Genomic DNA, 22,690 nt, shown 5'->3' on the forward strand with positions numbered 1-22,690 from the left:
AACCCCATGCTCGAGAACCGCGAGCCCCACCCTGACCCTGCCAGGACCGACCAGTACGGGCAGCGGCTCCCCAGCCCCACCCCCGACCCCCAGCACGTCCTCGACCGGCTCGGCCCCGGCGCCCAGCCCCAGCAGCCGGAGCCCGGCCGTGGCTGACACCGTCCCGCCCCCGCCGGACTACGCGCCCACCCCGGGCCTGGTCACCCCCTGGCACACCACCGGCCGGGCGCCGGCCCCGGCCACCCCGGCCGTCACGGTCCTCGCCCACCCGGCCGCCGTCATCCGCGAACTGCCCGCCGACCACCACCAGGCCGTCGACTGGCCCCGGGTGCGGCGCGCGGCGCGGGCCTGCTGCACCCCGGCCGCCCTCACCGGCCTCGCCCTCTCCCCGGCCTGGGCCCGCACCACCTACTCGCTCGTCCTCGACCACGGCCTCCCGGCCGTAGTCGGCCTCGCCTTCATGACCGCCGTCTGGACCGGCATCGCCCGGGGCCTCGGCTACATCCCCAACGCCCTCGTCACCGTCACCCTCGTCGCTGTCGGCGCGGGCACCCTCTGGCTCGTCCCCGCCGCCATCACCACCGCCCTCATGGAGAACTGACGTGAACCCGATCGAAATCACCCACGCTGTCAGCCGCGCCGGCGCCGCCTTCGGGTTCGCCGTCATGGCCATCACCGGCATGGCGATCTACTACAGCCGCGGCCGCAGCTTCACCGCCCTCAAGTCCAAGTCGGTGTGGCTGCCCTGGTCCCTGACCGCCGTCACCATGGTCCTGGCCAGCGCGGTCACCGGCGGCTTCATCAGCAGCCTCTCCGGCAGCCTCACCGGCACCGGGAACAAGGGCGGCGCCGTGGTCGGGCACGCCGCCCTCGGCCAGGACGCCGACGGCGCCGTCAAGGTCTCCGCAGCCCGGGTCCTGTCCTACTCCGGCTCCTGGATCGTCCTGGTCCTCCTCGTCGCCGTGATCCTGTTCATCTGGTTCGCCAAGTCCTGGAAGGAGAGGGCCCTCGCCGTCTCCGGCGCCCTCACCGGCGCCACCTGGGGCATCACCTCCGCCCTCGGCGGCTGGGCCGCCATGATCGGCGTCCCGCTGGTCTCCTGGATCGGAAAGGTCGTGATCGGCTGATGTCCACCACCACCGAGACCACCAAGACGCCCAAGCCGGGCACCCCGCCGACCCTCGCCCGCGTCGGCGCCGGCGCCGGACACATCGCCGTCGCCGTCGCCCACTGGGCCGGTGGCCACACCATCGGCCCGGAGGAGATCACCCGGCGCATCGTCAAGGCACGGGCGGAGGCCCACGCCGAAGCCGTCGCCGAGCACGGCCGGGCCGGGCGGGCCGCCGGCAAGAAGGTCCGCCGGCTGAAGAACCGCGCCAGCCTGAACGGCGGCCTGGTCCCGGCCGACATCACGACCCTGGCGGCGGCCGAGCACGAGGCCCAGCGCCACGACGCAGCGATCAGCGCGCTGGGGGAGTTCACCGTCCCGATGCTCGACCCCGGGCAGATCCGCCACCGGCGCCACCGCATCGCCGCCGTGCGGTGCGTGGTGCTGACCCTGCCGGTCGGCGCCGTCGTCGCCGGCTCCTGGATGGTCTCCGGCTCGGTGTTCCTGTTCTCCGTCGTCGGCGGCCTCGCGGCCTGCCTCGCCCGCGGCGACCGCCCGTTCGAACTGACCGTGCGGCCGGTCCCGGCCGAACTGCTGGCGGCCACACCGCTGGTGCTGCCGACCGTGACGGCCGACGTGGTGGTCGAGCCGGTCGCCGTCGACACCGGAGCGTGGAAGGAGGAGCTGCGGCTGTACGTCGAGCACTCCGTCGCCCTGGCCGACCTCGACGGCCTCGCCGGTGTCCACGTGGCCGACCTGCTCGCCGGACTGCAGTCCTCCGGGCTCCACCTCGGCCAGAGCACGAAGACCTTCCCCGGCGTCCTGCGAGACGCCGGGATCCCCGTCCAGGTCATCAACCTGAAGTCGTCCGGCAGCGGCCTCGGCGTCCGCTACGACAAGCTCGGCCCGGCCCTCGGCCATCAGCCCCGGATCCCGGCCCACCTGGTCCGCGACTACACCGCCGAGAACCACCAGGACGCGGGGGAGTACCCCTCTCCCAACCCCTCCCCCACCAGCCGGCACGCCGGGTAAACCGGGTAAACACGCAGGCCACACGTTTACCGTTTACCTTTACCCCCGGATTTACCGCCCCCCGGAAGGGGATGTGGATCACGACCGGAGCCCCCGTCAGCACCCTGCTGGCGGGGGCTCACGCGTTCACGGTACGGCGGCTCTGATCACTCGATCCCCGCAGCTGCAGGACAAGCAGAAGGGGCCCCGGCCGGATGGCTGGGGCCCCTTCGTCATGTCTCGTCGGATGGTCGCCGTCGTCTGTTGCAGGTGCAGTCAGAGCGCGGGCAGCGGCACACCAGGACCAGCGCGCGGCCCTCGTCGCGGATGCCGCCCGGACAGCCGTGGTGCGCGTCGAGCTGGCACTCCGCGCTGACGTAGGTACCGGACTTGCGGCAGTCGAAGTCGATCACGATGTCCTCGGTGGAGCCGATGCCCACCGGTGCGAGGTCGGTACTCATGAGTCCTCCCGGACGATGGCCCAGACGGTCTGCCGGCCGGCGGCGTCGGTGGCGCCCCACTGGTCGGCTGCCTCGACGACCCGCAGGATCGCGGCCCACCGCTCCGCCACGCACGGGGTGGGCACCGGGGCCGTGAGGCGCAGGCCGGCGGTGGTCTGGCTGCTGGTGACGTGCTGGCCGGTCGCGTGCTGCAGGGCAGCCCGTAGTTCGTCTGCGCGCATGCTGGATTGCACCGAAGTTCCCCTATCGGCACGGATGGATCGTATCGATAGAGTAGAGGTATGCGCGCTACGGTGTCACTCAGACCACACCATCCGATTACGGAGGAGGAGTCCTTGGCCGCCGACGCCACACCCTCCTACCTGCGCATCGCCGACGACCTCAGGGCAACGGCACAGCGCTCGGCCGCGGGCACCCGCATGCCGTCCATCAGCACCCTCGGCGCGGAGCACGGCGTCTCGACCGGGGTGGTGCAGCGCGCGTACGCCGTCCTCGTCGAGGAAGGCCTCGTCCTCGCCCGGCCGGGAGCCGGCTACTACGTCCGCTCCCAGGAGCCGCCCGAGGTGATGGTCCGCCGGCCGCGCGCCGCCTCCGGCGACGGGTCACCCACCGCCGCCGTCCTCGCCGAGCAGGGCATCGCCGGCACCTGGCGGAGCGAGTCCTCCCCGGTCCGCGCGACCGCCGAGACTGCGGCCCGACTGGAGATCCCGGCCGGTGACCCGGTCATGCACACCAGCTACGTCTACCTGGCCGACGGGGTGCCGCTCATGCTCGCCGAGTCCTGGGAGCCGATGGCCGTCACGGGCGGCAGCCTCATCGTCCTTCCCGAGGCCGGGCCGCACGCGGGCATAGGGGTGGCGGACCGCATGGCGCTGATCGGGATCGACGTCGGCATGCCGGTCGAGCGTGTCACCGCCCGGGCCGCGAGCCGCACGGAAGCTGCTGCCCTCGGCGTGGCGCCCGCGGTGCCCGTGCTGGCGGTCGTGCGCACCTACTACGACCAGGTGACGGGCCGACCGGTGGAGACAGCGGACGTCGTCATGCTCGGCAGCCGGTGGGTCGCGGAGTACGGGACCCGGCCCCAGGCCTGACCCGCCGAACATGACGATGCGCCCGGCCTCCGAAGCAACCGGGCGCATCACAGCACGTCAAGGGGGTGGGGAGGGGACCCCCAAGGGCCCTCACGCTGACCGGTGCCGTGTTGAAGGACTGGATTCCTACGGGTCTGGGGGATTTGGGCCTCGGGCCGCGAACCACTCCGCTCGGGCGTCGTACCAGCGGAACCAGCCGAAGTAGTACCACTCGATCCAGTCGTCCGGGTCCGACGACCAGTCCGCAGGGTCGAACTCCCGCAGCTTGGGCGGAAGATCCGTCGGTGATGCCCCCGCCCGCCGCCGGCTCACCGGCCCGTTCCCCACCGGGCGAGGGCAGCGTGCCGGGCCTGCGACGACCGGGCCCGCGCGTCCGCGTCGCCCCCGGCCTCCTCGCCGTCCGGCAGGCTCAGCGTCCGGCGTGCAGCCGGGTGATGGGCCTGCTGGGGTCGCCGCCGCTGATCTGGGCGATGGTCGCCTCGCGCCACGTCTCGGCGGTCGCTGCCCGCTGGTGGACCTCTGCGGGTGTGGTGGCCAGGTCGAGGGTGAGCGCGTCCTGTCGGGCGAGGTGAACCCATCGGCTGACGGGCTGCTGCCGCAGCTCCCGCCACTGTGCGATGGCGGGTGCGATGTGCCGGCGCCACTGGTCGGCGGCGACGTGGTCGACGGTGGGCTGCGGGACGGCGGCGATGGCGTACAGCTGGTTGTCCCGGGCGGCGTCGCGGCCGCACACCCGGGAGATCACGTCGCGGTCGGAGACGAGCTGGTCGAGTTGGACGGCGGCGCCTTCGGCCTGCTGCCAGGCTGCGCTGACCTTGGGGTCGGTCCAGTCGATTCGGGTGGTGTCGGTGTCGGCGGGCAGCTTGGGCGCGGCCTCGCGCAGTGCGGTGACGAGTGCGGTGAACTCCTTGCCGAGGGCGGTGATCCAGCCGGGTGCGGCGGCTCGGACGGCGAGGATGTACCGGTCGGCGGCTTGGTCCTGGTAGCGGTCGGCGGTGCGCCGGGTGTGGTCGGCGAGGCGCAGGGCTGCGGCGTGTTCGGCGATGGTCTGGGCGACGTCGCCGGCCTTGGCGGGCAGGGGCGGCTGTTCGGGGTCGGCGCCGGTGGCGACGGCCTGTACGGCGGCGAGGACGGCGGCGGCGTCGGTGACGGCGGCCGGGGTCTTGAGCTTGCGGCGGCGGGCGGCGGCGGTGGCCTGCTCGGCGTCGTGGACGCCTGCTCCGATGATCACTGCTGGTCTCCGAGGTCGGTGGCGGCGAGGGAGTTGACGGAGTACTCGGGCAGGCCGTTCAGTTCGCTGGGCTGCGGCACGCCGTAGGTGATGGCGGCGCGGAGCTTGGCGGGGCCGCTGTCGACGTCGGGGAGTTCCTGCAGGGCCCGCATGTTGCCGGCCCAGTTGGGGCGGGTGGCGGCGTACTCGTTGATGAGGTCGGCCCAGCCCCATTCGACGGCGCGGGCGGCGATGGCCTGGGCCATGCTGGTGTCGCCGTCACGTTCGGCGCGCTTGAGGGCGGCGGAGGCTTCGCGGGGGTCGTCGAGCTGGGCGGCGCGTTCGTGGGCGTCGCGCCGGGCGAGGACGGCGCCGGGGTCGTTGCTGCCGGCGGCGCCGTAGAGCTGCTTCTCCAGGCGGGTCTGCCGGTCGCGGACCTGCTGCTCGGCCTTCTCGCGCAGCGCGGTGGCCTGGTCGCGGGCGGTGGCGTAGGCGCGGGCGATGTACACGCGCCGGGCGTGGTCGTTGAGCGTCTTGTTTGCGTTGATCCGCTCGACCTGGGTGGCCATGGTGCGGTGGATGCGGGCGACGTCGTCGGCGGTGGTGACGAGGGTGGGGTCGGTGTCGTACTGGCTGGTCATGGTGTTCTCCTTCAGGCTGCTCGGGTGGCTCGGTAGTGCTTCAGGTCTTCGAGGGCGATGCGCCACCGGCCGTCGATGCGGCGGGCGGGCAGGGTGCCGGTTTCGCAGGCGAGGCGGACGGTTCGGGGTGCGAGGCCGAGCTGGCCGGCTGCTGCGGTGGTGCCCAACCACAGTGGGGCGGGTGCCGGTTCTTGCCGTACTGGTGTGCCGGTGGCGGTAGCGCGCCAGGCGAGGGCGGCGAGGTGGAGGGACAGGAGGGTGTCGTAGACCTCGGGGTCGCCGGCGCGTTGGGCGACGCGGAGTTGGTCGAGGCCGGCGTGGCGTTCGAGCCAGGCGGCGATGCGGGCGGGGACGACGACGATGGGGCCGCCGTCCCCGTACAGGTGGGTGGGGGTCACGGTGTGGCCTACGCGGCGTCGTCGGGGGTGTCGTCGTCCTGCTGGCCGAGCCGGGCGAGCTTGGCCCGCACGCGGGCCTGCAGTCCGTACGCCCGGGCGGCGGCGTACCGGGCGCGCCGGGCCTTCCCCGCGTCCCGCCGGCGGCCGGCCTGGGCGATGAGGTCGGCCACGCGGTCGTCGGCGGTCACCGGGCCGCCCCCTTCGCGGCGGTGGGCCGGTAGCGGCTGGTCTCGGGCTTCTCGCCGGGCGGGACCAGCCAGTAGCCCGAGCTGCTGTCCATGTCGGGCTCGCCGATCAGGAGGGAGCCGATGTCGGCGAGGATCGGGCAGCCGACGCCCCCGCGGAGTTCCCAGGCGATGACGGGCTCGGACCAGCCCGTGCCGTCGTCGTTGAGGCCGGCAACCTGCCAGCCGCCGCCGGGGATGTAGTGGCGCTCGATCATGCGGGGGTCTCCTTCTGTCGGGGCTGCGGCACTACGGCGCCGGCCAGGATGCGGGGGTGCAGGTCGTACTTCGGTGAGGGCTTGGCGCCCCGCTGCCCGGCCCTGCGTGGGGGTGCGGGGACCTCGGCGATCCACCCGAGGTCTTCGAGGTTGTGCAGGGCCTCGTGGATGACCTCGGCGTCGACCCCGTGACGGCCCCGGAAGCTCTCGCGAACCTTCCGCTCCGTCACCAGGCCCTCGTTGTCCGCGAGGTTGCGGAGGCGGTCGAGGATGTCGCGCAGCAGCTTGCGGCCGGCGTCACCGTCGCGGCTCATCAGAGCGAACGCGGCGCGGGCGTGGTCGATGAAGTAGGGCGCGAGGTCGAGGGCGCGGCGCATGGTGTCGTCGCCGATCTCGGCCGTCCCGTGGTCGTCGTACAGGGAGAGCACTGCGGCGAGCCGGATGATCTGGCCGCAGAGCTTGCCGGCCCACTCGGCGAGGTCGTGCAGGTCGCCGGTCTCGGCCTTGCGCTGCTCGACCTCGTTGTAGAAGTCGGCGAACCGCTTCCGGGCGTCGGCCGTCAGGTGCATGGTGCCGATGTTCTCGGCGGTCCAGATCCGGTCGAAGATCCGCCGGATCCTGCGGTCGTAGTCGTCGCGGATCTCGGCCGGGACCGCGGGGGTGTCGAAGGTGCCGGGCGGCATGGGCGCCGGCAGGGCCGGCAGGAACCGGTTCAGGAACCCGCTGGACTTGAACTCGGGGTTGTCCTTCTCCATGTGCTCGACCATCCCGGGCTGGATGATCAGGACGATCGTCAGCGCGGTGTGCGGCATCCAGGTGTTGCCGCGCATGACGCGGTCGATGTCGTGGCTGGTGCCGGTGTACGCCTTGAGGATCAGGCTGATGTCGGCCTTGCCGTTGCCGTACTGGCCGGCGCAGGCCTTGAAGAACCCGGCCTCCGACTCCATGATCGCCATCCGGCCACCGTTGGCACCCATGAGCTTGCCGAGCGCCTCGAGGGTGACATCACCGGCGAGGGGCTTGGGCAGGCCGGGCTTCTCGCGCAGGGTCCGCAGGTCGTCGAGGACGGCGTGCGCGTCGACCTTGTCCTTCTTGCCCTGCGACACCGAGCGCTCGACGGCGAGCATCTCGGCCTCGGTGATGCGGATCATCTGCTCGTTCTGCTCGACCTCGGCGCGCAGGTCTTCACGCAGTTCGCCGGCGCGCTCCCGGATCGGGGCGGAGGCAGCGTCGAGCGCCGGGGTCTTGCGGGCGGAGGATCCGGCGAGGCCGAGCAGGTAGAGACAGACGTTCTCGTCCGACCACCCGTCCTTCACGTGGACGCGGCGCCGGCCGCCGACCGCGGCGGAGATCGCCCCGAGGGCGGCGAGGGCGACCAGATCCTCGGAGACGTTGAGCGACGCGGACTGGGCCTTGACCCACGGGGCGAGGTCGCCGAGTGCGTCGGTGGGGAAGGTTGGCACCCGGAAGGTGGGGACGGGGAGGGGGTCGTCCCAGGATGCATAGCCCCCCTCATTTTCGATACCAGCAATTCCAGCAAACCCCTCCCAGAGGTCCTCAACGGGTTTGCTGGAATTACTGGGATCGTTTTTGAGGGGGGCTGTGCTTGCCACGGGCACCAGCTCCGCGAACCCGAGCCCGGCCGCGAGGTGGTCGGAGACGTCCTTGCCGGACGCGGGCTCGACCACCCGGTACGTGATCCCGGCGCGCCGCAGGGACTCGGCGACCTGGGCGGCGTGCGCCCGGCCGGGGCCGTCCTTGTCCGCGACGACGACGACCTCGCCGGCGCCCACCAGGTGCCGGGTGTGGTCGTCGGCCCACTTCCCGGCGCCCCCGGCGTTGCAGGTCGCCACGACCCCGGCGGCGGCGAGGTTGTCGACGTCCTTCTCGCCCTCGACGACCAGGACCAGACCGCCGGCGCGGACCTCGGCGAGGACGGCGGGCAGCCGGTACGGGACGCGGCGGATGCCCTTGACGCTGGGGGTGCCGTCGGCGGCGAACTGGCGGAACGTCTTCGGGGTGTAGCGGGCGACCTTGTACAGCAGCTCGCCGTTCTCGTCGCAGTACGGGTACTCGGCGACCTTCACGGGGCGGATGTCCTTCTTCTGCGCGGGCTCGTCGTACAGGTCGGCGAGCGTGAGGCCGAGCGCCGCGACGACGTCCTCATTGGCGCATCCGGCGTGGCAGTGCAGGACGACGTCGGCGCCCTTGGTGCCGGCCCCGACGGATAGGGACGGGTTGCGGTCCTCGTGTGCGGGGCACTGCCAGGAGCGGCCCGTCTGGTCGCTGCGGGAGCCGTGGCTCATGAGGGCGTCGCGCACGCGGTCGAGGGCGCTCACCATGCGGTCACCTCCTTCTCGCTGTTCGTGGTGGGGGTGGCGGTGTGCCACTGGCGGGGGTGGCCGAAGCGGCGGTGGAGTTCCCAGAGCTGCCAGCCGGCGGCGGCCAGGCGGCGGAGTTCCGCCTGCGTCTCGCGCCGGGTGAGCCCGTAGGGGGACGGCCCGGGGGCCCCCGCCGTGGTGGCGGGGACCTCCGGGGTGGTGCGGCTGGTCACTCGTCCTCGCCCGAGGTGGCGTACAGCTCGGGGCGGGCGCACCGCGCGATGGCCAGCTCGACGGAGGCCTGCAGCCCGTCGCGGGTGTCGAGGGCGCCGGCGGCCGCGGTGAGCCCGTCGGCCTGGGCGCCTTCGGCGTGACGCCGGACGACCTCGTTGATCAGCGTGTCCGCCGCGCGGTAGAACGGGTTGGACGCCCGGTCGGCGTTGCTCCAGTCGGACTGGTCGCAGAACGGGCTGACGTCCTCGGCGATCTCGATGACGGCGAGCAGGAGTCTGCGGACGACGTCGTGGGGGCGGTCGGCGGCGGTGAGCGCCGCCCGGATGGCCTGCTCGGCGAGGCGGATCCCGGCGGGCAGAACCTCGGCGGCCGGCGGGCACTGGATGTCCCCGCAGGCGTGGAGCACGTGACCGTCGGGGGTGATGGCCCAGGGCAGCAGCGGAACGTCGTCGCCGGGGTCGACGCCGTGGACGGCGCACTCTCCGCCGTCGAGCTGCAGGCCGTTGTACTGCCCCGCGGGGGCGGCCGGCAGAGCGAGGGTGACGGCGGCGATCTGGTCGAGGTGCGGGTGCTTGGTGCGGCGGTCGGCGTCGTGCCAGAGGTGGTCACTGCCGAACGGGGCGACCAGCTCGGTCGGACTGGTGGTCTTGGTGGTGGTGCCCTTACTGTTGAACACAGCGTTCTCCTTCGTGAGGTCGTTGCCCCGGGTCGCTGGCGAGCGATGAGCCCGGGGCTTCGTCGTGTCGGAGTGCGTCAGGTCCCTGCCCGGATTGCCGTCCTGGTGGGGGCCGTTCGCGTTTTCAGGCGGCGATGGTCTGGGAGTCGAGCCACTTCTCGATGCTGCTGCGGCGGTAGAAGACCCGCCCACACCGTGCAGTCGACGTCTTGATGTAGGCGGGGCCGGTGCCGCGCCAGCGCCTGTCGGCGAGCGCAGCCGGACTACCGAAGATCCCGTACTGCTCGCACACCTGCTTCGGGGTCAGTACGTCGTCGTGGCTCATGGCATCCCTTCGAGGATCGTGTGTTGCAGGTTAGCACCAGATGTGGCTATGCTGCACCCATGGACACGATGCTACTCGATACCAGGCGACTAACAAGTACCTCGTTGGTGCTTACCCTGGGAGCTATGACTGAGCAGCCCAAGGGACGACGCGCAATCGAGATCGGCGCGACCGGCATGACCGTGGCGCGCAACCTGAGCCGGTTGAGGAAGACTCGCCAGCTCACCACCCGGCAGCTCTCCGCCGACCTTGAGCGACAGGGGCGCCCCATCCCCGCCTCTGGGATCACCCGCATGGAAAAGGGCGAGCGGCAGGTGACGGTCGATGACTTGCTGGCCCTGGCAGTTGCGCTGAACGTATCCCCCAGTGCACTCCTGTTGCCCCTCGACGACTCTCCGGAACACACGGTCGAGATCGCTGGCGCCGGATCCGTCCCCGCGGATGTCGCCTGGGATTGGGCGGACGGGAAGCGACCCCTGCGGCTTCCGAGCGGAGACACTCGGACCGCGGTCCTTGAGTACGCCCTCCACAGTCGGCCCGCCGGCCGCCGAGAGCCGCAGTACCTCCACCATCGGGGCGAGCGCAGCGCTCAGGAGCTAGCGGAGGCCCGCCAGCGGTACGAGTTCCTCGCCTCCATCGGGGGAGCGGACCTAGAGGGCAATCGCAAGCGCGACCCCGAAGCCTTCGAGGGGGACTGATGGCCAGGGTCTGGATTGAGGACCGCGCGACGCAGAAGGACTACGTTGCGGCCATGGAGAAGTGGCGGGCGGCGAAGAAGGCCGGCAGCAACCGGCAGCCGCCCGGTCGGTGGCGGGTCCGCTGGTACGACCCGGACGGCAAGTCGAAGGGGCGGGTCTTCGGCAAGAAGCCCGAGGCCGAGAACCACGTGCACGAGGTCGAGGCACGCCTGAGGGACGGCTCGTACCGGGACCGGGCCGCCTCGAAGATGTTGTTCGGGGCGCTGGCCACCGAGTGGTTCGACTCCCGGGACGCCGTCAAGCGATCCTCGCTCGGCCGCTACCGGCACTCGCTCGACCTGTACATCCTGCCGAGGTGGAAGGATCTGCCGCTGTCGGCGATCCGCCGGGAGGACATCGCTGCCTGGTCGGTGGAGCTCGGCAAGTCGGGCGGGAAGAACGGCAAGCCCCTCGGGGCGTCGTCCGTGAAGGGCTCCCGGATCGTCTTCGGCATGGTGATGAACTGGGCCGTCGAGACGCACCGGATCGCGTTCAACCCGGCGGCCGGCCTGGCGATGCCGCGGCCCGTCCCTTCCGATCACGTCTACCTCGACCACGCCCAGGTGCACGCGCTCGCCGCGGCAGCCGGGCCGTACGGTCCGCTGATCCTGGTGTCGTCGTACACCGGGATGCGCTGGGGCGAGGTCTCAGCCCTGCGGGCCCGCCGGGTGGACCTTGAGGCCCGACGAGTGCACGTGGTGAAGGCGTACGCCGAGGACGGCGGCGAGCTGTACGAGGACACCCCGAAGTCGTGGGCCCGACGGAAGGTCCCGCTGTCCGGGTTCCTGGTCGACGAACTGCGCCCGCTGCTGGCAAAGTTGAAGCCGGACGACCTGCTGTTCACGGCGCCGGAGGGTGGTCCGCTCCGCCTGCACAACTTCCGGCCGCGCGTGTTCGACCAGGCGGTGAAGGCTGCCGGCCTCGCCGATCTGGGGATCCACCCGCACGTGCTCAAGCACACCGCCGCCTCGCTGGCGATCGCCGCCGGCGCGGACATCAAGACCCTGCAGACCATGCTCGGGCACAAGTCGGCGACGCTCACCCTGGACACGTACGGGCACCTGATGTCCGACCGCCTCGACGACGTCGCGGACCGGCTCAGCGAGGCCCGCGCGAAGGCTCTCGGGAAGGTCCCGAAGCAGCCCGGAACGCCCACGACTTCCGAATGACGTGTCAGAAATACGTCATGCGGCGGCTGCAGTCTCAGGACTGAGCCACTCAACCACCCGTTGAACTGCATCAATGCACAAACTTGGTGGGCCGCCAGGGGCTCGAACCCTGAACCTACGGATTAAAAGTCCGCAGCTCTGCCAATTGAGCTAGCGGCCCGCCGGCCTGCGCCGGCCGCTCGTCGCGGTACGGCACCTGCCGGGGTGATCCTACCTGCTGACACCCCGGCATCCGCCAGCGGATTGCCGGGGGCGCGTCGGGGTCGTGAACGGCGCCGGCCAGCGGCTCGGGCGGCGCCGCGGCGGCGGGCAGGGCTCAGGGCCCGGCCGGGTCCGCCGGCGGGGTCCAGTGGGCGGCGCGGACCCGGCGCAGCCAGGCCTCCGCGGGTGCGCTGTCCGGAGCGGACGGCAGGACGCCGGGACGGTCGAAGCGCTGCCCGGCCGCGGCCAGCAGGTCGGCCGCGAGCGTGGGACGGTCGGCGATCCGTTCGCCCAGGTCGCGGACCCGCTCCGGATCGTCGATCCGCAGGACCACCTCCCCCGTCTCGTGCAGCCGGACACCCTGCTCGACCAGCCGGACCAGGTGCCGGGCGTGCTTGGCGGCCCGCGCCCGGGTGGCGCGGACGGCGGTGTCGCGGGTCAGGAGCTTCCGGAACTGCTGCTGGGCGTAACCGAGATAGGAGCCACGGACCGCCTTCGCGCTCAGGAAGGAGGTGCGTATCCCGATCAGCTCGTCACCGAGCGGCGTACGGATCTCGTAGAGCTCGTCCGGCAGCCAGACCAGCTCGGAGGCGGTCGGGTTGCAGCCGAGCGCGAGCCGGCACCACTTGGCGGCCTCGTGCAGGGTGATGTCCGGCTCGGTGGTGACATGGGACTCGGCCGGGCGGTCGAGGCCGTGCAGCATCTCGGTGCGGACGGCGAACAGCCCGAGGCGGTCCAGGTCCGAGCCGGCGTGCGCGAGCCCGTACGCCGTCGAACCGACGATGCCGGAGAGCAGGACATGCTCGGACGAAGCGGACGCAGCGGGCGCCGCGGACCCGGCGGGGGCAGCAGGCGCAGCGGATGCGGGCACGGGCGCGGGCGCGGTGGGCACGGTCATGGCGGCTCCTCGGTCGGGCCCTGGTCGGGGGCGACCGGTACGAAGGGGTACCGCCGAGTCTGCCGTGGGCGGGAGCGCAGGGCGAACCAGTTCCGGACCTGGCTGCAGCCACCGCGGAGGGGACCGGACGCGACTTCCGTGCCGAGACCGACCAAGACCGGCCGAGGCAGACCGGCCGAGGCAGACCGGCCGAACCGTACCGCCGTCGCGCCCCGGCACGGCGAGCCCGTGGGCTACGGTCGGAGCATGTCCGAGACCATCCTCATCACCGGTGGCGGCCGAGGCATCGGCGCCGCCACCGCCCTGCTCGCCGGCCGGCGCGGCTACCGCGTCTGCGTCAACTACCGTGCGGACGAGGAATCCGCCGCCCGGGTCGTGGACGGCATCCGCGCCGCGGGCGGTACCGCGATCGCCGTCCGGGCGGACGTGAGCCGCAGCACCGAGGTGGAGCGGCTCTTCACCACCGTGGACACCGAACTCGGCCCGCTCACCGCCCTGGTGAACAACGCCGGCTCCCTGGAGCGCCAGGCCCGGCTGGACGAACTGGACGAGGAACGGCTGACCCGGATCTGGGCCGCCAACATCACCGGCCCGTTCCTCTGCGCGGCCCAGGCCGTCCGCCGGATGTCCACCCGGTACGGCGGCAAGGGCGGGGCCATCGTGAACGTCTCCTCCGCGGCCGCCCGGCTCGGCTCGCCCAACGAGTACGTCGACTACGCAGCGTCCAAGGGTGCCGTCGACTCGATGACCCGCGGGCTCGCCCTGGAAGTGGCCGACGAGGGCATCCGCGTCAACGCCGTCCGACCGGGCCTCATCCACACCGACATCCACGCCCTGGGCGGCGAACCGGGCCGGGTCGACCGGGTCGCCCCCGACCTGCCGATGCGGCGCGGCGGCACCGCCGAGGAGGTCGCCGAGTCGATCCTGTTCCTGCTCTCGCCCGCCTCCTCGTACACCACCGGCGCCTTCCTCGACCTCGCCGGCGGCCGCTGACTTCCCCCGATCTCCCCGCCCGGTCGGGCCCGCCGCCCTACCGTGGAGCCCATGACCGACCGCGAGTTCGACTCGGCGCCCACGCCCGCTCCGCAGACCGCCGTCGCCCCCGAGGCGGACGGCGCCTTCGTCACCGTCCCCGGCGTCCGCAACCTCCGCGACGCCGGGGGCGTCCACGGCACGGGCGGCCTGCGCCCGGGCCGGATCTACCGCTCCGGCTCCCTGCACACCCTCACCCCCGAGGGAGCCCAGCGGCTCAAGGCCCTCGGCCTGCGGACGGTCGTCGACCTGCGCAGCGCCGCCGAACTCGACAACTGGCCCGACCGGCGCCACGGCCTCGACCACGAGGCCCTCCACCTGCCGACCTTCCCCGCCGACCGGGAGAGCGACCAGCCCTGGCCCGACAACCAGGCCGACCTGTACCTCTACCTCCCCCGGTACGCGGGCCCCTCCGTCGCCGCCACCATCCGCCGCCTGATCACCCCCGGCGCGCTGCCCGCCCTGATCCACTGCGCCGTCGGCAAGGACCGCACCGGCCTCACCATCGCCGTCCTCCAGTCCCTGCTGGGCGCCACCGACGCCGAGATCACCGCGGACTTCCTCCTCTCCAACACCGGCCTCGACCTCCTCGACGGCCCCACCCCCTACGTCGACGAGACCGGCACCGAACGCACCTCCCGCCCGGTCACCGCCGCCCTTTTGCACTCCTCCCTCGCCTGGATCCGCGAGACCCACGGCTCGGTGGAGGGCTACGTCCTGGCCCAAGGCGTGACGGAGGGGGAACTGGCGGAGCTGCGGAAGACGCTGGCGCAGTAGCGCCCCGGCCCACCCCTGGCGCGGGACGGTCACCGGGGCAGGGACGGCCGGGCGGCCGGTGGGTGTCGGTGGTGCGACCTACGGTGGGTGCAGAGGAACACCTGCACCGGGACAAGGGGAACGCACACATGAGTCGGCCCGAGGACGAGCCGGGCGACGACGTCCGCCCCGCAGGACGGGACGACTCCGTCTCCCCGGCCCCGACCCGGCCCGCCACAACGGGCGAACCCGCCCGCGCCGGGAGCGGCGCCGGCGGCCAGGGGCGGCCCGGGCGTTCCGCAGCGCCCGCCCTCGTGCCGTCCTCCGACGGCGTCTCCGCCCGGATGAGCCGGCAGCGTCGGAAGGACACCGAGATCGAACTGGCCGTGCGGAAACAGCTGCACGCCGCCGGTCTGCGCTACCGGGTCGGTCTCCCCGTGCCCGGGATGCGCCGCCGCACCATCGACGTGGCCTTCACCCGTGCCAAGGTGGCCGTCTTCCTCGACGGCTGCTTCTGGCACGGGTGCCCGGAGCACGCAACCCGCCCCAAGGCGAACAGCGGCTGGTGGGCGGAGAAGCTGGACCGGAACATCGCGCGCGACACGGAGACCTCGCAGCACCTGGAGGAGGCCGGCTGGGTGGTCCTCCGGTTCTGGGAGCACCAGCCGGCCGAGTCCGTCGCGGCCGAGATCGCTTCCGCCGTGTCGAGGGACCGGCCACCGGCCCCAGGAGGGTGACCAGCCGATGAACCGGGGAACGTAGGCCTCGTCCCGGCCGACTCCCCGACTGGCGCTGCCCGCGACGGCCCGGGGGAGATTGGCCCCGCTACTCCGGCGCCGCCTCCAGCCGCCACCACTGCCCCGGGCTGTCCTCGTCCTCCCATTGGCGGACGGGGGTGCCCGGGGTGGTGGCGGGGGCGACGGCTTCGAGGGCCTTGCCGCTGACGAAGCTGGTGAGGGTGAAGGTGCCGGGAGACTCGACGTGCTGTTCGAGGAGCCACTCCTGGGCCCCGAACGCGTTGGCGGACCACTGCTGGACGAGGGTGCCGTTCTCGGTGGAGGCGCCCGTGACGTCCAGGCGCTTGCCGCTCGCGGCGTTCTCGAAGTGGTAGAGGGCGCCGCCGGGGTGGACGGCGGTCAGTTTCCAGAGTTGGGCCGGGGCGCCGTTGTCCTGGCCGAGTTGGGCTTTGGCACCGCTGCGGCTGCTGCCGTCGGCGATCTCCAGCAGGAGGCCGCCGGCGACGTTGCGTACCCGGTACAGGCCGTCCTTGATGATCATCCCGGGACCACTCCCCATCCACTCGGTGCCGTTTCGGTGCCGTTGCTCGCCTCGGGCAAGTCTTTCACCGGGCTCGGACAGTCCACTCCTCGTAGCCGAAGGCGGCCGCCAGGACGCCGGCCGTGGCAGCCACCTGGGCGAGGGCGGAGACGCCGGTGCCCAGGGGGACGGTGACCGTGAGGGCGGCCGCGGCGACCAGGCGGGGCAGCAGTGGGGTGAGGCCGAAGGTGCGGCGGACGGCGGCGTTGGCGGCCAGGAAGAGCGCGACGCCGGCGGCCAGGGCGGCGGCCTGGGACAGTGTGACGGGATTCCCCGGGTGGCCGACCGCCGACTTGACGCCCGCGGCGAAGAGCAGGACACCGAGCAGCAGCCCGTAATGGCCCAGGTTGTAGACGCTGACGGCGAGTTGGTTGCGCCGGGCATCGCCGAGACCGGCCATGTGGTGCTCGGCCCGGGTGTCGTCGTCGTGGCCGAAGTAGGCCCACCAGAGGCCGACGCAGACGGCGAGGGTGAGCAGGGCGGTGGCGATCAGCGGCGCGGACAGGTCCGCGTCGCCGGCGCCGACGCCGATGGCGATCACGGACTCGCCGAACGCGATGATCACGATCAGGCCGTGGCGTTCCACGAAGTGGTCGGCGCGGAGCTGGAACTGGGGCAGGTCGACCAGCCGGGGGATCGCGAACTGGAGCGCGAAGGCCGCGACCCAGAAACCCAGTTGGGCACTGCCGGAGAGGTAGCCGCCGGTGACCACGAGGCCGGTGTTGACCAGATTGAGGCCGCCCATCCGAAGGACCGAGGCGACCGCCACCCCGGCGGCCGCGAACATGCCGGTGTGGACGGCGACGATCACCAGGTAGGCCCAGCCGAAGGCGAGCCCGCTGCCTTCGAAGGCGTGCGGTACGGCCAGCGACACCACCAGGAACGCGGCCATCCCGAGCAGCAGCATGCCCCGGCGGCCGTGGGTCGAGGGCGGCATGGCGTTGGTCAGCCAGATGAACGCGTCGTACATCCACCAGATCACCGCCAGCATCACCAGCACCTGCACCATCCCGCCGACGGTGAGGTGGTGGGCCAGGCTGCCGGTGAGCTGGGTGATGGTGAAGACGAAGACGAGGTCGAAGAAGAGCTCCAACGCGCTCACGCGCAGCGCCGGTTCGGGAGCGGCGGTCGCCCCGGCGGCGGAGGTCGACGAGACGGCAGCGACGGCTGAAGCGTCCGAGGCGTCGGGGGCCGAGGCGTCGGGGGCCGAGGTGGCTGCAGGCGGTGCGGGTTCAGGAATGAGAGCGGTCACGGCGCGAGTATCGAACTTTGAGCGCAGGGAAGTTGGCACTTTCGGCCACAGTCAGCCATCAGCGAACCGAAAACGGCGTTTCGTCTCGAAGCGCGGAATCCGGCGAGGCCCGGCCGACGCCAGGCGGGAGCGCCGGGTTTCGGATATCGGGCGCCGGTCGGCCGGGACGGGGCCGGGCGCGCGACCAGGCGGGACCGGGCGCCCTGCCGCCCGTCAGGTGCCGACCAGGCCCAGCATCCCCCAGACGCACACCGTCCCCGCGACCACGGTCAGCGGGACGACGATCAGTCCGAGCCGGGTGAACACCTTCAGCTCCACCGGCTCGGGTAGCAGTCCCCGCCACAGCAGGGTCGCCAGCGAGCCGACATAGGTGAGGTTCGGGCCGAGGTTGACGCCGACCAGGACGGCCAGCACCGGCCCGGTCCCGCCGGCCGCGGCGAGCGGGAGCAGGGCGAGCGTGGCCGGCAGGTTGTTGATCAGGTTGGCGAGGACGGCGGCGATGCCGGCGACGGCGAGCAGTTCGGGCAGGCTGTCGCCGCCGGGCAGCAGGTGGTCCAGGCCGGCGCCCAGCCCGTTGTCGACCACCGCCTTGACCACCACGCCGAGCGCGAGCACGAAGAGGCAGAAGAACACCCCGGCCGCGCCGGCGAGTTCCCGGACGGTGGCGTCCCCGCGCCGCAGCGCCCGGGTACCCAGCACCAGCACCCCGCCGAGAGCCGCCCAGGCCGGGTTGACGCCGGCCAGCGAGGTCACCGCGAAGCCCAGCAGGGTGAGGCCCAGCACCACCAGGGTGAACAGCGGGACGGCCACCGGGCCCTGCGGCGGCGGCAGCGGCGCGCCGGCCGCGAGATCGGCCCGGAAGAACCGCCGGAAGACCACGAACTCGATCCCGATCACCACCACCCAGGCAGGCGCCATCAGCACCGCGAACCGGGTGAAGGTCAGCCCGCTCGCGGTGAACGCCAGCAGGTTGGTCAGGTTGGAGACGGGCAGCAGCAGCGAGGCCGAGTTGGCCAGGTGTGCGCAGGCGTAGGCGTGCGGGCGGGAGCGGGCGCCGAGCCGGGTGGCGGTGGCCAGTACCACCGGGGTGAGCAGGACCACCGTCGCGTCCAGGCTGAGGACCGCCGTGACCAGCGCGGCGACGCCGAAGACCCCGCCGAGCAACCGCCCGGGCCGCCCGTGGCAGACCTTGGCGACCAGCTGTCCGGCGCTCTCGAAGAGCCCTTCGTCGGCGCAGAGTTTGGCCAGCACCAGGATGGCGGCGAGGAAGCCCACGACGGGCAGCAGTTCGCGGGTCTGCGCCCAGGCGTCGGCGGGGCCGACCGCGCCCACGGCCAGGAGCAGTCCGGCGGCGGGGACGGCGGCGGCCGCCTCCGGCCAGCCGCGCGGGCGGACCACGGCGAAGGCGAGCACCACGATCAGCAGGACGACGGAGAGGGCTTCGGCGACGGCGGTGCTCATCGGCCGATCATGACACGGTGCCGGCGGTCGCGTTCCGGGGCCGGGTTATGGTCGGAGGGACCGGTGCTGCAGCCGCAGGGCCGGCGCCCCGGCTCTGGAGTGGATGATGGCGAAGATCCCCACCGCGCTCGTCGCGGCGACCGGTCTGGTCGGCGGCTACGGCGTGGCCCGCTGGAGCGGCCGGCGTGAGCTGGGCGGCGCCGTCCTGGCGGTGGCCGGCGCGACCGCCGCGGCGGGATGGCGGCGGCAGGCCGGCCCGGTCGCCGCCGCGGCACTGACCGGTCTGTACGTGGCGGCGTTCGGCGGTTCGCACCCGCTCGCGAAGAAGATCGGTGCCTGGCCGGCCGTGCTCACGGTCACCGGCGTGGTGGCCGCGACCTCGGCCGTGGTGACGGCCCGCCAGGGCTGAGTCGGCCCCACCCGGCCGGGGATCAGGCTCCGGGCTGGACGGCCGTACCGAACCTGACCTCGAAGGCCGCCCGGTTCGCGGAGACGCGGGTGCGGTCCCAGACCGCGAACACCACCCGGTCGAAGGCCGCGCCGTACTCGGCCAGCCCCGCCTCGAAGGCCTCGGCCACCTGGGCCGGGTCGTTGCGGAACACCCCGCAGCCCCAGGCGCCGAGCACCAGCTCCCGTACGCCGTGCCGGGCGGCCACCGCGAGCACCCGCAGGGCCCGCTCGGCCAGCACCTCGCGGACGTCCACGCCGGCCGAACGCAGCGCCAGCTGGCCCGCGTTGGGTGCCGGCGAGGTCAGGAAGTCGACCTCGTACGGCTGGGCGAGCAGGGCGCCGTCGTCGCCCCGGAGCACCGGTACGGCGGGCGAGTAGATCACCCGGTGGCTGTAGCGGAGGTCGTCGGACGCGCGGTGCGCCTGGTAGTAGTCGGGGGCCTCCAGCAGGCAGGTGTACAGCAGGGCGCTTCGGCAGACGTCCTCCTCCTGGGCCTTGGCGCCCCGCAGGTATCCGCCGCCCGGGTTGCGCGCGGAGGCGAAGTTGAGCACCCCCACCTGGCGGCCGCCGGCCGCGACCAGCCGGCGGGCGGCCTGCATGCTGCCCTCCGCCGTCACCTCGACGGCCTTGGCACCGGCCCCCGGCCTGCTCCGGGCCACCAGCGCGGCCAGTGCGTCCGGGGTGTAGGAGACGGTGCCGGCCCGGGCGGCGGTCAGCCGCCCGGCCAGCTCCACCTCCTCGCCCCCGGCCGCCCGGTAGCTCCCCCGGGCGACGATCTGCTCGTTCACCGCGGCCACTTCGTGCAGTCTGCTGCTCATGCCGGGAACGGTATGCGAGCGGACCGGTCGGGCGCCACCGGTTATTCTCACTCCAAGAACAACAGGCCGGGCGGCGCCCGCAGCGGGGGAACGCCGACGGGCCCGCCCCACCGAAGTGGAGCGGGCCCGTGGCCTGGTACCAAGCAGTACTACGTCGGTCCTACGGACCTACGAAGCGTCAGTTCTTCCAACGCGGCTTGCGGTCGCCGCCGTTGAAGCTGCCGCCACGGTCGTCACGGTTGAAGCCGCCGCCGGTGCGGCCGCCACGGTCGTCACGGTTGAAGCCGCCGCCGGTGCCCTGCGGGCGGCCACCGGAGCGGTGGTCGTCGCGACGGGAGAACGGACGGCTGCTGCTGCCGCGCTCGTCACGGTCGCCGAACGGGCGGGCCGGGCGGTCGCCGAAGGAGCGGGCCGGACGGTCGTCGCGGTTGAAACCACCGGAGCGGGCCGGACGGTCGTCACGGTTGAAGCCCGAGCCACCGCCACGGTTGTCACGGTCGCCGAAGGAGCGGGCCGGACGGTCGTCACGGTTGAAACCACCGGAACGGGCCGGACGGTCGTCACGGTTGAAGCCCGAGCCACCGCCACGGTTGTCACGGTCGCCGAACGAACGGCCGCCGCGGTCGTCACGGTTGAAACCGCCGCCGGTGCGGCCGCCGCGGTCGTCACGGTTGAAGCCCGAGCCACCACCGCGGTTGTCACGGTCGCCGAAGGAGCGGGCCGGACGGTCGTCACGGTTGAAACCACCGGAACGGGCCGGACGGTCGTCACGGTTGAAGCCGCCCGAGCGGCCGCCGCGGTCGTCACGGTCACGGTTGAAGCCGCCGGAGCGGCCGCCGCGGTCGTCACGGTCACGGTTGAAGCTGCCCGAGCCACGGCTGTCGCGGCTGTCGCGGTCGCCGTAGGAGGGGCGCTCGGTGCGGGCCTCGCGGTAGGCGGGGACGCGCTCCTCCTCGACCGCCGCCGGGGCGGCGGTCTCGGTGCCGGCCTCGGCCGCGTCGGCCTCGGTGACGGCGACCGGGGCCTCGTCCTCGATGCCCAGCTCGGCCCGCTCGCGCGCCGCGCGGGCGGCGAGGCGGTCGGCCTCCTCGCGCAGCTCGGTGGCGCGGCGCTGCGCGCGCTCCAGCTGGCGGGTCATGTCGGCGAGCTCGCGCTCGGCGGCACCGGCGATGCCGGCCGCGCTCTCGGCCTGGACCTCGACGAGCGAGCGGGCGCCGGTGATCCGGGCCACCTCGGCGTCGAAGGCGTGGTCGAGGATGTGACGGCTGGCGTCGACGCCGGCGTCCTCCATCAGGCGGAACACGCCACGGCGCTGGTGCGGCAGCACCAGGGTGACGACGGCGCCGGAGCGGCCGGCGCGGGCGGTGCGGCCCGAGCGGTGCAGGTAGTCCTTGTGGTCGCCGGCCGGGTCGACGTTGAGCACCAGGTCGATGTCGTCGACGTGGATGCCACGCGCGGCGACGTCGGTGGCGACGACGACGTTGAGGTAGCCGTCCTTGAAGTCGCCGAGCACTCGGGTACGGGCGCCCTGGGTCATCCCGCCGTGCAGCGCGTCGGCCTTCACGCCGGCCTCGATCAGCTGCTCGGCGACGCGGTCGGCGCCCATCTGGGTGCGGACGAAGATGATCGTCCGGCCCTTGCGGGCGGCGATGGCGTTGGTGATCGGCGCCTTGTCCTTGGGCTTCACCACGAGGATGTGGTGGCTCATGGTGGTGACCGCGCCCTGGGCCGCGTCGACCTCGTGGGTGACCGGGTTCTTCAGGTAGCGCTTGACCAGGCTGTCGATCTCGTTCTCGAGCGTCGCCGAGAAGAGCAGGCTCTGGCCGCCGGACGGCACCTTGTCGAGGATCTCGGTGACCTCGGGCAGGAAGCCCATGTCGGCCATCTGGTCGGCCTCGTCCAGGACGGTGACCATGACCTCGTCGAGCTTGGCGGTGTTGCGGTTGATCAGGTCGCGCAGACGGCCGGGGGTGGCGACGAGGACGTCGACACCGCGCTCCAGCGCGTAGATCTGGTTGGACATCGAGGTGCCGCCGCAGACGACCTTGAGCTTGAGGCCGAGCACCGAGCCGAAGGGCTCCAGCGCGTCGGCCACCTGCATGGCCAGCTCACGGGTCGGGACCAGGATCAGACCGCGGGGGTGCTTCGGCTTGGTGCGGCCCTCGGCCGCGGCGATGCGGGTGAGCAGCGGAAGGCCGAAGCTCAGGGTCTTGCCGGAGCCGGTACGGCCACGGCCCAGCACGTCCTTGCCGGCCAGCGCGTCCGGGATGGTCGCGGCCTGGATCGGGAACGGGGTGGTGACGCCGCGCTTGGCCAGGGCCCGCACCACGTCGTCGTGCAGACCGAGGTCGCCGAAGGTGACGGTGGGCTCGGCGGGCTCGACGTCCTCGGCCTCGTCGGCCTCGATCTCGTCGGTGAAGTCGTCGAGGCCGGTCAGCTCGGTGAGCTCGGTCTCGGTGGTGGGAACATCGGCGGCGGACTCGTTCGCGGGCATGGCGAAGCGGGCGTCGTCAACGAGAGACATGCAAAACCTTCCGGAAGTGGCACGCGCCTAAGTCCGGGGTTCTGGTCTCAACCGCCTCTATGCGGTCAGCCACGGATCGCCGGAACGCGCCAAGGGCGCCAGATGGGAATAGGGCGCCAAGCAAATGGTTCAAAGTAACGATCTACTACCATAGACG

The 22,690-nt window shown here is 72.7% G+C and carries 28 protein-coding genes and 1 tRNA gene; 11 read left to right on the plus strand and 18 right to left on the minus strand.

Going from position 1 to position 22,690, the window contains the following annotated elements:
* The first annotated feature begins 6 nt into the window (after positions 1 to 6).
* The 4 genes from OG689_RS19580 to OG689_RS19595 are packed head-to-tail and all read left to right on the plus strand — an operon-like array spanning position 7 to position 2,140.
* Entirely contained in the window at positions 7 to 156 is a 150-nt protein-coding gene (locus OG689_RS19580) for a hypothetical protein (protein ID WP_266322052.1), read from the plus strand.
* Complete coding sequence (locus tag OG689_RS19585) at positions 149 to 601, plus strand: hypothetical protein (RefSeq protein ID WP_266322054.1); 453 nt, start codon at positions 149 to 151, stop codon at positions 599 to 601. Before OG689_RS19580 ends, OG689_RS19585 begins: the two co-directional genes overlap by 8 nt.
* 1 nt (position 602) lies before the next feature.
* Entirely contained in the window at positions 603 to 1,127 is a 525-nt protein-coding gene (locus OG689_RS19590) for a hypothetical protein (RefSeq protein WP_266322056.1), read from the plus strand.
* Positions 1,127 to 2,140: a hypothetical protein gene (locus tag OG689_RS19595; protein ID WP_266322058.1), complete on the plus strand. Its 1,014-nt coding sequence runs from the start codon at positions 1,127 to 1,129 to the stop codon at positions 2,138 to 2,140. Before OG689_RS19590 ends, OG689_RS19595 begins: the two co-directional genes overlap by 1 nt.
* Positions 2,141 to 2,352: 212 nt before the next feature.
* Here OG689_RS19595 and OG689_RS19600 read toward each other — a convergent pair whose 3' ends face one another.
* Complete coding sequence (locus OG689_RS19600) at positions 2,353 to 2,580, minus strand: hypothetical protein (RefSeq protein WP_266322059.1); 228 nt, start codon at positions 2,578 to 2,580, stop codon at positions 2,353 to 2,355.
* Positions 2,577 to 2,801, minus strand: a complete 225-nt coding sequence (locus OG689_RS19605) for a hypothetical protein (RefSeq protein WP_266322061.1) — start codon at positions 2,799 to 2,801, stop codon at positions 2,577 to 2,579. Before OG689_RS19605 ends, OG689_RS19600 begins: the two co-directional genes overlap by 4 nt.
* A gap of 114 nt (positions 2,802 to 2,915) precedes the next feature.
* Here OG689_RS19605 and OG689_RS19610 point away from each other — a divergent pair, with 114 nt between their 5' ends.
* A complete protein-coding gene (locus OG689_RS19610; RefSeq protein ID WP_266322063.1) occupies positions 2,916 to 3,671 on the plus strand; it encodes a GntR family transcriptional regulator in 756 nt (251 codons plus the stop codon).
* Between the two features lie 409 nt (positions 3,672 to 4,080).
* On the opposite strand, the gene OG689_RS19615 is transcribed toward OG689_RS19610, so the two are convergent.
* The 9 genes from OG689_RS19615 to OG689_RS19655 all read right to left on the minus strand — a co-directional run bounded on the left by OG689_RS19615 (position 4,081) and on the right by OG689_RS19655 (position 9,918).
* The gene (locus tag OG689_RS19615) at positions 4,081 to 4,902 is read right to left on the minus strand and encodes a hypothetical protein (protein WP_266322065.1); all 822 of its coding nucleotides are present in this window, start codon (positions 4,900 to 4,902) and stop codon (positions 4,081 to 4,083) included.
* A complete protein-coding gene (locus OG689_RS19620; RefSeq protein ID WP_266322067.1) occupies positions 4,899 to 5,522 on the minus strand; it encodes a hypothetical protein in 624 nt (207 codons plus the stop codon). Before OG689_RS19620 ends, OG689_RS19615 begins: the two co-directional genes overlap by 4 nt.
* 11 nt (positions 5,523 to 5,533) lie before the next feature.
* Entirely contained in the window at positions 5,534 to 5,920 is a 387-nt protein-coding gene (locus OG689_RS19625) for a helix-turn-helix domain-containing protein (RefSeq protein WP_266322068.1), read from the minus strand.
* A gap of 8 nt (positions 5,921 to 5,928) precedes the next feature.
* Positions 5,929 to 6,108, minus strand: a complete 180-nt coding sequence (locus OG689_RS19630) for a hypothetical protein (RefSeq protein WP_266322070.1) — start codon at positions 6,106 to 6,108, stop codon at positions 5,929 to 5,931.
* Complete coding sequence (locus tag OG689_RS19635; protein ID WP_266322072.1) at positions 6,105 to 6,362, minus strand: hypothetical protein; 258 nt, start codon at positions 6,360 to 6,362, stop codon at positions 6,105 to 6,107. Before OG689_RS19635 ends, OG689_RS19630 begins: the two co-directional genes overlap by 4 nt.
* Entirely contained in the window at positions 6,359 to 8,704 is a 2,346-nt protein-coding gene (locus OG689_RS19640; protein ID WP_266322074.1) for a DUF3987 domain-containing protein, read from the minus strand. The genes OG689_RS19635 and OG689_RS19640 overlap by 4 nt, the downstream gene beginning before the upstream one ends.
* Entirely contained in the window at positions 8,698 to 8,916 is a 219-nt protein-coding gene (locus OG689_RS19645; RefSeq protein WP_266322076.1) for a hypothetical protein, read from the minus strand. The genes OG689_RS19640 and OG689_RS19645 overlap by 7 nt, the downstream gene beginning before the upstream one ends.
* Positions 8,913 to 9,593: a hypothetical protein gene (locus tag OG689_RS19650; protein WP_266322077.1), complete on the minus strand. Its 681-nt coding sequence runs from the start codon at positions 9,591 to 9,593 to the stop codon at positions 8,913 to 8,915. Before OG689_RS19650 ends, OG689_RS19645 begins: the two co-directional genes overlap by 4 nt.
* Before the next feature lie 124 nt (positions 9,594 to 9,717).
* The gene (locus tag OG689_RS19655; protein ID WP_266322079.1) at positions 9,718 to 9,918 is read right to left on the minus strand and encodes a helix-turn-helix domain-containing protein; all 201 of its coding nucleotides are present in this window, start codon (positions 9,916 to 9,918) and stop codon (positions 9,718 to 9,720) included.
* 125 nt (positions 9,919 to 10,043) lie between these two features.
* Here OG689_RS19655 and OG689_RS19660 point away from each other — a divergent pair, with 125 nt between their 5' ends.
* Together OG689_RS19660 and OG689_RS19665 are read left to right on the plus strand one after the other, a co-directional pair.
* Entirely contained in the window at positions 10,044 to 10,616 is a 573-nt protein-coding gene (locus OG689_RS19660) for a helix-turn-helix transcriptional regulator (RefSeq protein ID WP_266322081.1), read from the plus strand.
* Positions 10,616 to 11,824 carry a site-specific integrase gene (locus OG689_RS19665; protein WP_266322083.1) on the plus strand — a complete coding sequence of 403 codons (1,209 nt, stop codon included), beginning with the start codon at positions 10,616 to 10,618 and terminating at the stop codon, positions 11,822 to 11,824. Before OG689_RS19660 ends, OG689_RS19665 begins: the two co-directional genes overlap by 1 nt.
* Positions 11,825 to 11,908: 84 nt before the next feature.
* Here the strand turns inward: OG689_RS19665 and OG689_RS19670 are convergent.
* Positions 11,909 to 11,984, minus strand: a tRNA-Lys gene (locus OG689_RS19670).
* A gap of 156 nt (positions 11,985 to 12,140) precedes the next feature.
* On the minus strand, positions 12,141 to 12,923 hold the full coding sequence (locus OG689_RS19675) for a nucleotidyltransferase domain-containing protein (RefSeq protein WP_266322084.1): 783 nt from the start codon (positions 12,921 to 12,923) through the stop codon (positions 12,141 to 12,143).
* A gap of 246 nt (positions 12,924 to 13,169) precedes the next feature.
* Here OG689_RS19675 and OG689_RS19680 point away from each other — a divergent pair, with 246 nt between their 5' ends.
* The 3 genes from OG689_RS19680 (at position 13,170) to OG689_RS19690 (ending at position 15,448) form a co-directional block, all read left to right on the plus strand.
* Positions 13,170 to 13,916: an SDR family oxidoreductase gene (locus OG689_RS19680; protein WP_266322086.1), complete on the plus strand. Its 747-nt coding sequence runs from the start codon at positions 13,170 to 13,172 to the stop codon at positions 13,914 to 13,916.
* Positions 13,917 to 13,967: 51 nt separating this feature from the next.
* Complete coding sequence (locus tag OG689_RS19685) at positions 13,968 to 14,732, plus strand: tyrosine-protein phosphatase (protein WP_266322087.1); 765 nt, start codon at positions 13,968 to 13,970, stop codon at positions 14,730 to 14,732.
* A gap of 323 nt (positions 14,733 to 15,055) precedes the next feature.
* Positions 15,056 to 15,448 carry a very short patch repair endonuclease gene (locus OG689_RS19690; protein WP_266327279.1) on the plus strand — a complete coding sequence of 131 codons (393 nt, stop codon included), beginning with the start codon at positions 15,056 to 15,058 and terminating at the stop codon, positions 15,446 to 15,448.
* Positions 15,449 to 15,536: 88 nt separating this feature from the next.
* On the opposite strand, the gene OG689_RS19695 is transcribed toward OG689_RS19690, so the two are convergent.
* The 3 genes from OG689_RS19695 to OG689_RS19705 all read right to left on the minus strand — a co-directional run bounded on the left by OG689_RS19695 (position 15,537) and on the right by OG689_RS19705 (position 18,741).
* Entirely contained in the window at positions 15,537 to 15,989 is a 453-nt protein-coding gene (locus OG689_RS19695; RefSeq protein WP_266322089.1) for an RICIN domain-containing protein, read from the minus strand.
* A 64-nt stretch (positions 15,990 to 16,053) separates the two neighbouring features.
* Complete coding sequence (locus OG689_RS19700) at positions 16,054 to 17,280, minus strand: low temperature requirement protein A (protein WP_266322091.1); 1,227 nt, start codon at positions 17,278 to 17,280, stop codon at positions 16,054 to 16,056.
* Between the two features lie 213 nt (positions 17,281 to 17,493).
* Positions 17,494 to 18,741: an SLC13 family permease gene (locus OG689_RS19705; RefSeq protein WP_266322092.1), complete on the minus strand. Its 1,248-nt coding sequence runs from the start codon at positions 18,739 to 18,741 to the stop codon at positions 17,494 to 17,496.
* A 106-nt stretch (positions 18,742 to 18,847) separates the two neighbouring features.
* Here OG689_RS19705 and OG689_RS19710 point away from each other — a divergent pair, with 106 nt between their 5' ends.
* On the plus strand, positions 18,848 to 19,150 hold the full coding sequence (locus OG689_RS19710; protein ID WP_266322093.1) for a hypothetical protein: 303 nt from the start codon (positions 18,848 to 18,850) through the stop codon (positions 19,148 to 19,150).
* 22 nt (positions 19,151 to 19,172) lie between these two features.
* Here the strand turns inward: OG689_RS19710 and OG689_RS19715 are convergent, their stop codons facing one another.
* Together OG689_RS19715 and OG689_RS19720 are read right to left on the minus strand one after the other, a co-directional pair.
* Positions 19,173 to 20,009 carry a TIGR02452 family protein gene (locus OG689_RS19715; RefSeq protein WP_266322095.1) on the minus strand — a complete coding sequence of 279 codons (837 nt, stop codon included), beginning with the start codon at positions 20,007 to 20,009 and terminating at the stop codon, positions 19,173 to 19,175.
* 178 nt (positions 20,010 to 20,187) lie between these two features.
* Complete coding sequence (locus tag OG689_RS19720; RefSeq protein ID WP_266322096.1) at positions 20,188 to 22,533, minus strand: DEAD/DEAH box helicase; 2,346 nt, start codon at positions 22,531 to 22,533, stop codon at positions 20,188 to 20,190.
* Between the last annotated feature and the right edge of the window lie 157 nt (positions 22,534 to 22,690).

This window comes from Kitasatospora sp. NBC_00240, from assembly GCF_026342405.1.
In the GTDB taxonomy this organism is placed as follows: Bacteria; Actinomycetota; Actinomycetes; order Streptomycetales; family Streptomycetaceae; genus Kitasatospora.

Excerpts from the sequence above, each read along its gene's own strand:
- OG689_RS19580 (WP_266322052.1), top strand. The coding sequence starts at position 7 with ATGCTCGAGAACCGCGAGCCCCACCCTGACCCTGCCAGGACCGACCAG.
- OG689_RS19595 (WP_266322058.1), top strand. The coding sequence starts at position 1,127 with ATGTCCACCACCACCGAGACCACCAAGACGCCCAAGCCGGGCACCCCG.
- OG689_RS19600 (WP_266322059.1), bottom strand. The coding sequence starts at position 2,580 with ATGAGTACCGACCTCGCACCGGTGGGCATCGGCTCCACCGAGGACATC.
- OG689_RS19605 (WP_266322061.1), bottom strand. The coding sequence starts at position 2,801 with ATGCGCGCAGACGAACTACGGGCTGCCCTGCAGCACGCGACCGGCCAG.
- OG689_RS19620 (WP_266322067.1), bottom strand. The coding sequence starts at position 5,522 with ATGACCAGCCAGTACGACACCGACCCCACCCTCGTCACCACCGCCGAC.
- OG689_RS19635 (WP_266322072.1), bottom strand. The coding sequence starts at position 6,362 with ATGATCGAGCGCCACTACATCCCCGGCGGCGGCTGGCAGGTTGCCGGC.
- OG689_RS19640 (WP_266322074.1), bottom strand. The coding sequence starts at position 8,704 with ATGGTGAGCGCCCTCGACCGCGTGCGCGACGCCCTCATGAGCCACGGC.
- OG689_RS19655 (WP_266322079.1), bottom strand. The coding sequence starts at position 9,918 with ATGAGCCACGACGACGTACTGACCCCGAAGCAGGTGTGCGAGCAGTAC.
- OG689_RS19660 (WP_266322081.1), top strand. The coding sequence starts at position 10,044 with ATGACTGAGCAGCCCAAGGGACGACGCGCAATCGAGATCGGCGCGACC.
- OG689_RS19665 (WP_266322083.1), top strand. The coding sequence starts at position 10,616 with ATGGCCAGGGTCTGGATTGAGGACCGCGCGACGCAGAAGGACTACGTT.
- OG689_RS19675 (WP_266322084.1), bottom strand. The coding sequence starts at position 12,923 with ATGACCGTGCCCACCGCGCCCGCGCCCGTGCCCGCATCCGCTGCGCCT.
- OG689_RS19680 (WP_266322086.1), top strand. The coding sequence starts at position 13,170 with ATGTCCGAGACCATCCTCATCACCGGTGGCGGCCGAGGCATCGGCGCC.
- OG689_RS19685 (WP_266322087.1), top strand. The coding sequence starts at position 13,968 with ATGACCGACCGCGAGTTCGACTCGGCGCCCACGCCCGCTCCGCAGACC.
- OG689_RS19690 (WP_266327279.1), top strand. The coding sequence starts at position 15,056 with ATGAGCCGGCAGCGTCGGAAGGACACCGAGATCGAACTGGCCGTGCGG.
- OG689_RS19695 (WP_266322089.1), bottom strand. The coding sequence starts at position 15,989 with ATGATCATCAAGGACGGCCTGTACCGGGTACGCAACGTCGCCGGCGGC.
- OG689_RS19705 (WP_266322092.1), bottom strand. The coding sequence starts at position 18,741 with ATGAGCACCGCCGTCGCCGAAGCCCTCTCCGTCGTCCTGCTGATCGTG.
- OG689_RS19710 (WP_266322093.1), top strand. The coding sequence starts at position 18,848 with ATGGCGAAGATCCCCACCGCGCTCGTCGCGGCGACCGGTCTGGTCGGC.
- OG689_RS19715 (WP_266322095.1), bottom strand. The coding sequence starts at position 20,009 with ATGAGCAGCAGACTGCACGAAGTGGCCGCGGTGAACGAGCAGATCGTC.
- OG689_RS19720 (WP_266322096.1), bottom strand. The coding sequence starts at position 22,533 with ATGTCTCTCGTTGACGACGCCCGCTTCGCCATGCCCGCGAACGAGTCC.